Origin of the sequence: Cedecea sp. (assembly GCF_036500665.1) — a bacterium.
Lineage (GTDB): Bacteria > Pseudomonadota > Gammaproteobacteria > Enterobacterales > Enterobacteriaceae > Cedecea.
This window is the reverse complement of record NZ_DASYBS010000141.1, coordinates 138,711-145,483: the sequence shown is the minus strand read 5'-3', so window position 1 is coordinate 145,483 and position 6,773 is coordinate 138,711. Positions and strand designations below refer to the sequence as shown.

Annotated in this window: 11 protein-coding genes; 6 read left to right on the top strand and 5 right to left on the bottom strand. The window is 48.5% G+C overall.

Going from position 1 to position 6,773, the window contains the following annotated elements; genetic code table 11:
- Nucleotides 1-204 precede the first annotated feature (204 nt).
- The 5 genes from VGM55_RS23240 (at nt 205) to VGM55_RS23220 (ending at nt 2,763) form a co-directional block, all read left to right on the top strand.
- Nucleotides 205-489, top strand: a complete 285-nt coding sequence (locus VGM55_RS23240) for a helix-turn-helix transcriptional regulator (RefSeq protein WP_331636863.1) — start codon at nt 205-207, stop codon at nt 487-489.
- Between the two features lie 110 nt (nt 490-599).
- On the top strand, nt 600-923 hold the full coding sequence (locus VGM55_RS23235) for a helix-turn-helix transcriptional regulator (protein WP_331636862.1): 324 nt from the start codon (nt 600-602) through the stop codon (nt 921-923).
- Between the two features lie 467 nt (nt 924-1,390).
- Entirely contained in the window at nt 1,391-1,738 is a 348-nt protein-coding gene (locus VGM55_RS23230; protein WP_331636861.1) for a putative T6SS immunity periplasmic lipoprotein, read from the top strand.
- A 170-nt stretch (nt 1,739-1,908) separates the two neighbouring features.
- Nucleotides 1,909-2,340 (top strand): hypothetical protein, encoded by a 432-nt coding sequence (locus VGM55_RS23225; protein ID WP_331636859.1) that lies wholly within the window; start codon nt 1,909-1,911, stop codon nt 2,338-2,340.
- Between the two features lie 126 nt (nt 2,341-2,466).
- The gene (locus VGM55_RS23220; RefSeq protein WP_331636858.1) at nt 2,467-2,763 is read left to right on the top strand and encodes a helix-turn-helix transcriptional regulator; all 297 of its coding nucleotides are present in this window, start codon (nt 2,467-2,469) and stop codon (nt 2,761-2,763) included.
- A 99-nt stretch (nt 2,764-2,862) separates the two neighbouring features.
- Here VGM55_RS23220 and VGM55_RS23215 read toward each other — a convergent pair whose 3' ends face one another.
- The gene (locus tag VGM55_RS23215) at nt 2,863-3,315 is read right to left on the bottom strand and encodes an acyltransferase (RefSeq protein ID WP_331636857.1); all 453 of its coding nucleotides are present in this window, start codon (nt 3,313-3,315) and stop codon (nt 2,863-2,865) included.
- Nucleotides 3,316-3,471: 156 nt separating this feature from the next.
- Here VGM55_RS23215 and VGM55_RS23210 point away from each other — a divergent pair, with 156 nt between their 5' ends.
- Nucleotides 3,472-3,663, top strand: a complete 192-nt coding sequence (locus VGM55_RS23210; RefSeq protein WP_331636856.1) for a hypothetical protein — start codon at nt 3,472-3,474, stop codon at nt 3,661-3,663.
- A 116-nt stretch (nt 3,664-3,779) separates the two neighbouring features.
- On the opposite strand, the gene VGM55_RS23205 is transcribed toward VGM55_RS23210, so the two are convergent.
- The 4 genes from VGM55_RS23205 to VGM55_RS23190 all read right to left on the bottom strand — a co-directional run bounded on the left by VGM55_RS23205 (nt 3,780) and on the right by VGM55_RS23190 (nt 6,623).
- On the bottom strand, nt 3,780-4,304 hold the full coding sequence (locus VGM55_RS23205) for a DUF3455 domain-containing protein (protein ID WP_331636855.1): 525 nt from the start codon (nt 4,302-4,304) through the stop codon (nt 3,780-3,782).
- Nucleotides 4,301-4,828, bottom strand: coding sequence for a superoxide dismutase [Cu-Zn] SodC (sodC, locus tag VGM55_RS23200; RefSeq protein ID WP_331636854.1), 528 nt, complete (start codon nt 4,826-4,828; stop codon nt 4,301-4,303). Before sodC ends, VGM55_RS23205 begins: the two co-directional genes overlap by 4 nt.
- A 528-nt stretch (nt 4,829-5,356) precedes the next feature.
- Nucleotides 5,357-5,857, bottom strand: a complete 501-nt coding sequence (locus tag VGM55_RS23195) for a nucleotidyl transferase AbiEii/AbiGii toxin family protein (RefSeq protein WP_331636853.1) — start codon at nt 5,855-5,857, stop codon at nt 5,357-5,359.
- Nucleotide 5,858: 1 nt separating this feature from the next.
- On the bottom strand, nt 5,859-6,623 hold the full coding sequence (locus VGM55_RS23190; RefSeq protein WP_331636852.1) for a type IV toxin-antitoxin system AbiEi family antitoxin: 765 nt from the start codon (nt 6,621-6,623) through the stop codon (nt 5,859-5,861).
- Nucleotides 6,624-6,773 lie beyond the last annotated feature (150 nt).

The following is a 6,773-nucleotide window of genomic DNA, read 5'->3' as shown; positions in this document are numbered from 1 at the left end:
AACTGGAACCGGCTTCCGGGATTTAATCTGCTAACGCTGGTAGTGAATAACGTCCCGTTTAAGGACGGGGTACAGGTCCACGAAACATCAGATCAGATCGTTGCCTGATTGCTCCGTACACCAGATTTGACAATAACTCGCTACAAATTAATGCTACGTTATTCGTAGTATCGTGTCTAAACAAAAACTACGAATATCGTAGTTATGCGAACCACTCCAAATTACCGTGAAATATTCTGCAAAAGGCTCAGGGCATCACGCCTTGCTAGTGGCCTGTCGCAGAAAAAGCTCGGTATGTTGGCGGGTATAGATGAGTTTGCAGCGAGCACGCGTATCAATCGGTATGAGCGTGGAATCCATGAGGTTGATGTTCAGACCGCCCAACATTTGGCTGCGGTATTGAATGTGCCACTGGCCTACTTTTATGCCGATGACGACCGACTAGCAGAGCTGATCCTTGCCTTTGGTCGATCTGCATCTCAAAAATAAAAAGAGTTTATTTTGGCTTTGGGCACTAGACCCGCGCATAGCCTCAGATTTGTAATGAACTACGTTACTCGTAGTAGTAGTTAAGTACGAAAGCTACGACTATCGTAGCTATGAATACTTCAATTAATTATCTCGACGTTTTCTGCCAGCGACTGAAAGCAGCGCGCCTGGCTAAAGGCCTATCACAAAAGAGCCTCGGCATTCTTGCCGGGATTGATGAGTTTGTCGCAAGTACCCGTATCAACCGTTATGAGAAGGGCGTTCACCAGGCCAGCATTGACGTTGCCCAACAGCTTGCTAACGCTCTTGAAGTGCCGTTGGCATACTTCTATATGGTTGATGATGAGCTGGCGGACTTGACGCTTAGTTGGTCCAAACTTTCTGATGAAGAAAAAGACAAGATTTTTGCCTTCATAAAAAACAAATCCTCCTGATTTCTGCATAATAGAGCCAACTTATTGGTTCTATTATCACCCTTAATGCTTATCTCTATTGTATGCTATTAACTATTGCGGTTATCGATAAGTGGTGTTCATATTAAAACGCATTTATATGTTACCCATACTTGTTAAGGGATTCATATTCGTGACCATCATCTGATTTTTCATTGTTTAAGAACAATCTCCCAACTGGTTATTATCTTTAATTATCACAGGGTAGTACACTGGATAATAAATCATAACACGAAAAAGGGATTTTTAATGGTAGTTGGTGAAAGGACAAAGCCTACATCAGGCACGCCTATAACTCCCGGGGGAGTCAGGCAGTTAACATTAGGTGAGATTACGCTGCTAGAACCCTTTACGGTTACAGCAGTGTTCGGATTCATTAATAAAGTTTCCTTCATTTTAATCTGCAGTCAAATATACAAATGCAGTACCTATTTCAATAAGCGTCTATTATGAAGAAAATAGCTTCTATATTTACGGTTGTGATTATGCTTACAGGTTGCCCAGGGGGGAAACCTGCGCCACAGGCAAGATATACTTACATCAATGTTGAAAAGCTATGTTTCAGCGTTGATAAAAAAGACGTATTGAACTATTACCGAATAGAATCAATTCAGGAAACAGGATACACCGTAATAAAAAATGATGAAGGGTTACATCTAAAATACCCTGATAATTGTATTAATGTGAAATGGAAGTACGGTTATAGCTATGCTATTTCTTATGGTCTGAATGATAAAAATTATATACACCGATTCTTTATTGACAATAACGGACAGCTCACCAATACGGAGTATTAATAATGTCTTTACCTGCTTATTTATTTCTTTATGACGAAAATGGAATGCAAATTGTTGGTGATTGCATGGCACCCGACAGAGAAAGGGCTCTAGAGATCATGAACTGGGGCTCAGAAAATGAGCGAAGTTCTGTAGATATGCTCCATTCTGGATTAAACAGGGAATAGATTATGCCAAACAGCACGGTTATTAAGAGCCTGCATTGTACGTTAACGGCTGTACTGTTATTGCTTGTGGGTGGCTATGCGGTATATCAGTATTACTTCAATAGCCCACCGGATGATGTATTTTTCTCCCGCCAAAAAGTCACCGATACTACGTTCTTATATATCACGCGTTACAAAGGTGGTGGCGCTACGGTTTCGGAGGTCTATCGCTATTATCTGGACGGCAACCTATCGGGCGATCCAATGGAGCATCTGAAGAATCGTGCCCCGTTTCTGGTCTCAGCAGTGAGCAATGCCAGGGTAACGGGTTATGGCAGCCACGTTAACGTCACACTCACCGGCCGCGTTTATTCATTTACCAACTCTGACTTGTTCTATTCCGATGGCGTCGCGATTATGCCGGTTATCAGCTTCACGGCTAACGGAGTGCGTTAGCAATAAAATATCCCGTTCCAGCCTGTACACCTTATACGCTGTTTTCTTCGTTTTACAGCCTACAGGGTGTAATGTCTAAAAACAGCTTATAGTTTGTACCGGTATCTAACACAAGGTCCGCACGTTATGAATCCTGTTTACCCTCTGAGAACCGTGAATCAGCTGCGTCCTCTCCTGGTCGGCTTTCGTAAAGCTAACGGCCTAACGCAGAAAGAGATTTCTGAAAGGCTGGGCGTAACGCAGCAAACCTATGCCCGCTTAGAGGCTAATCCTGGCCGCGCAAGTATTGAGCGTCTGTTCAGGGTGTTTACTGTGTTGGGCATAGAAATGGTGCTTTCCTCGGGGCCTTCTTCATCCCTCGTCCGGTTGGAAGGTAACTCAGGCAAGCAGGACGCTTCTCCTGCCAGACGGGAAAAATGGTGAGGGTAAGCCTCGTCCCGCATCGCCACCTGCCCTGGCAGAATTCATTTTCGAAGGCATGCGCCAGCAGTGCAGGCGGCTGGCTGCGGGGCAGAGTTAATCTTAAATTTCCCGCACCAACCGCGCCGGGCTCCCGACATAAACCCCAGCCACTAAGATATCTTTCGTCACCACGCTGCCTGCGCCAATTACTGCGCCGCTGCAAATATTCTCCGTCAGAATGGTGCTGCCGCTGCCTATGGTGACGTTATCGCCGAGGGTGATGGCTATCCAGCTCTCCGGGTTGGGGTCTGGCCTGCCGCTGCGGAACAGGTCGTTGGCGAAGGTGACGCCGTGGCCGATAAAGCAGTTTTTGCCGGTGGTGACGTTTTCGCACAGGAACGAGTGGGATTGGATGCGGGTGCCGGAGCCGATCACGCAGTGGCGCTGAATCTCAACAAAAGGCCCGACAAATACGTCGGCCTCCAGCGTGCATTCGTAGAGGTTAACCGGTTCGACAATCGTCACGTCGTCAGCAGCAATCACATCCCGGATGCCGCTTTTGATGATTTTCATAAATGCCTGCCCTAGTGTATAGAGTGGATTCTATTAGACCGAAGTCATAGCCCAACGGCTAGGGTTTTGTATGCTGCTACAGAAGGCAAAATCTTAGAGAGTTCGCGCATTCTATAACGACCTTGTCGGCACAATAATAAATATGGTGAAGTCAGTATGTGGAAATTTTTTAAGCAATGGTTCAAGGCACAGGCATCCTATTTCTTCTGGGGCTATGTTCCGTGGCTGTTCGTTCTCATTTTTGGTATCGTTGCTGTAACGTATTTTCGCTCTTATGCGCTACAGGCGACAGGGGTTTTTATATTGCTTGTTTTTGCTTTTATTATTTGGCTTAATCGGCTTCGTTAATTATATAAGGATATTAATTATGTCAGCTCCAGCTCACTTACGGCTGACTGATGAAAATGATTCCTCAATGCCGCCAGCGCTTAAAAATATCCCAGCGCTGACGGCATTGTTTTTTACTACTTCGTATAAAACCGATAAGTCGCCGTATAAGGCACTTTCAGCGTTGCGCCAAACGTTGTCGGGTCGCAGACCGTCGGGCCGGTTACGCCGCCGCGCGTGTCCACGCGCTGGATGCTGCTCACGTTGGCGAACAGGCCTGGCTGGGCCTCTGAGGTGCCGGTCAGCAGCAGCCACGGAATCGAGTCTTTATCTTTCGACGGGCGAGTGGCGCTTAGCGCTCCGGCGACCGCGCTGCCGTCCGTGGCCTGCCAGTGCGGGCCGTCGAAGTGCTTGCCGACGAGGTGCTTCAGGCCTTTATCGCTGAACAGGTCGGCTTCCGGGGCCTGAAATACCCAGCTCCCGGTTTTGGCCCCGGCGTCCGCCGCCGCGCAGCGATAGATCTGCACGCCACGGGCATAAAGCTCGGTTTGCAGATGCTCGTCTTTTGGCGCATCGATAGAAGTCTCTGCGGCGTTCGCCAGGGCCGGAAGCCCGCCCATCATCAGCGTGAAACATGCCACCGTTAAGAAGCGCTTGCTCATGACGTCACTCCGCACACCATACGTGCCCCGCCGCCGCCGAGCATCGCCGGGTGGTCAGAGTGGTTATCGCCGCCGGCGTGGATCATCAGCGAGTGGCCTTTGAGGTCAGACATGCGCAGGCGAGGAGCCAGCACCGGGTAGGTTGCGGTGCCGTCGCTGTCGACGTACAGCGCAGGCAGGTCGCCGAGGTGGCCGTTGCCCCACGGGCCTTCATGCTTGCCGGTGTGGGCCGGATCTAAGTGGCCGCCAGCCGCCTGGCCAGCCACCATTTTGCCGTCCTGCATGCCGGGGCCGCAGTTCGGATTAGTGTGAACGTGGAAGCCGTGAATCCCCGGCGGCAGGCCTTTCAGGTTTGGCGTAAAGACCACGCCGTACTGGGTGGCGTGGTATTCAATGGTGCCCGCCGGAGTGGAAGTACCGCTGGCGTCCACGGTGTTCATGGCGACAGTGGCGGCCTGCGCCAGCCCGGTGCAGGCGAGGGCGGTAATACACAGCGTCAGTTTTAGCGTTTTTAACGTGTTCATCGTTTAACCCTGTATTTTTATCGGATGATGCAAAGAGACAGATGTCGCAAAATTTTGTGCTGCGGGCTTATGCGCGGCAGCAAGCTGGTTATAACAAACTGTTTTGCGGCGTGTTTGATTGCTCTGATAGGTAAAGTTGTGGGTTGAAATTCAGCGTGAAGATTTTTAAAAACAATATTTTCATGAACTTATCCTGTGGTCGTGAACGATTAAAGGGAGAGGCCTGAATGAAAAAGAAAGCGTATTTAGCGGTGATAAGAGAGAGTGAAAACGACCGGCTAACGATCGTTAAAAATTATTTGGCTGCTATGCCTTAACTAAAGCATAGATGATTGCGCTGAGCGGGTTGAATACGGTCGCTTAAAATCGGGAGATTTTTAAAAAGCCTTTAATTTTCATCCGGCTTGATAAATAAGATATATCCGAATGGCAAAAGGGCCGCTTAGCGCAGTGCAATAATGCTTACAGGAAGGTTTATTTTTTACTTCATAATGATGCTTTTGGTGTAAGTTTGTTGAAAAAAGTAAACTAATGGAGCCATGTAGCCAGAATATTTTCCAGCTTTTCCAGAGCGTTCGCATGCTTGCTGGCAGACATCTTGTTTATGTTCCTCAGTTTCCACTGCACGGCTGGCAGGTGCTGCATCTGGCTTTCAGGCGCTAACGCCCAGTCGGGTTTTCCGCTTTTGAATGAGAGTAAAAAATCAACTTTAATCTGTGCATTTTCAGCGCTAACAATAATGCGCATTTCATCCGAACTATTGGTCTGTAGAACTGCATTCATCCCGCTTTGAGTTTTCAGTATGGCGGCTATTCGTGAGAGAGCTTCTCTGACATGAGGTAGTGCCTCATCTCTGTTTTCGAGAGGGATATAGGCCAGATCAATATCGACAGAAAGTCTGGGAAAATTGCGGATAAACAAATTGATCGCTGTGCCGCCTTTCAGGGCAAAACAGTTTTCGAGAGCAACAACAGGCAAGGTGCGAACGAGCAGAGCGACCTGTCGGTAAAAAGGCGAACCCCTGTCCATATTAATTCTCCTTGTTGTAAAACGCTTCGGGGATCGTTATTTGGTAACGCTTATCCAGTTTCCCTTCGGGAATTAGCTGTCTTTTTCCCGCGCCTAAATCAATATGCTCTGCCTCCAGTTTTTTGCCCCAGGCATGCTGATAGTAATCGGCAAAAAACAGATACAGCCGCTTTGTTTGAACCGACTGGCTGACAGATAACAGGTATTGCACCTTACGCGGGTTGAGACTTACCAGCCCCTGAAACAATTCTGCGGCATGTTCAAAAGAGATATTCCCCGGCACTGCGCTGAGTATTTCATAGGCCGCCAGCTCAGGCGTGCTGGCCGTGAGCGTTTTGCTGCTTACTTCGCATTTGGTGAGATATTTTTCGCCAGGATTGGACAGCTTCAGGCCGGAAATAGTCAGCCATTCCACACCCGGAAATTCCCTGAACCATTTCGGAAGGGATTCTTTGCCTTCAACGGTCAGCCAGACCTGTTTCTGCACAAGTTGCAGGTAATGCGAGCGGCCCTGGTAAGACAGGCTGCTCAAGCCCGCAAGGCGAACAGGGATGGAAAGCTGATGTTGCAGGCAAAAAACGGCATCGCTCCATTCCGGCTGCCGTCCCGCACGCGCATAGACACCGGCGCGCAATTTGTTTAACCAGCCATTTTGCGCGTATTTATGTGCCAGTGACGGGCTGATGCCGTGCCGGGTCATCCACGACTGCAGGACGAGATCTCCGGGTAGGGTATTTTGCAAGAGCCAGTTTAATTTTGACGACATAGGTTAACCGTGGGTGTCACTAAATAAAAATAAGTAAACTATCGGTGGCCTATTGTGTCAATCAGAAGTGCCGGTTGTCAGGCCGGTAATGTGAGGGTGAGCAGAGTTGGTGGCTTGAAAATTCAGGGCCGCTTAGCGGCCCTTGAAGTG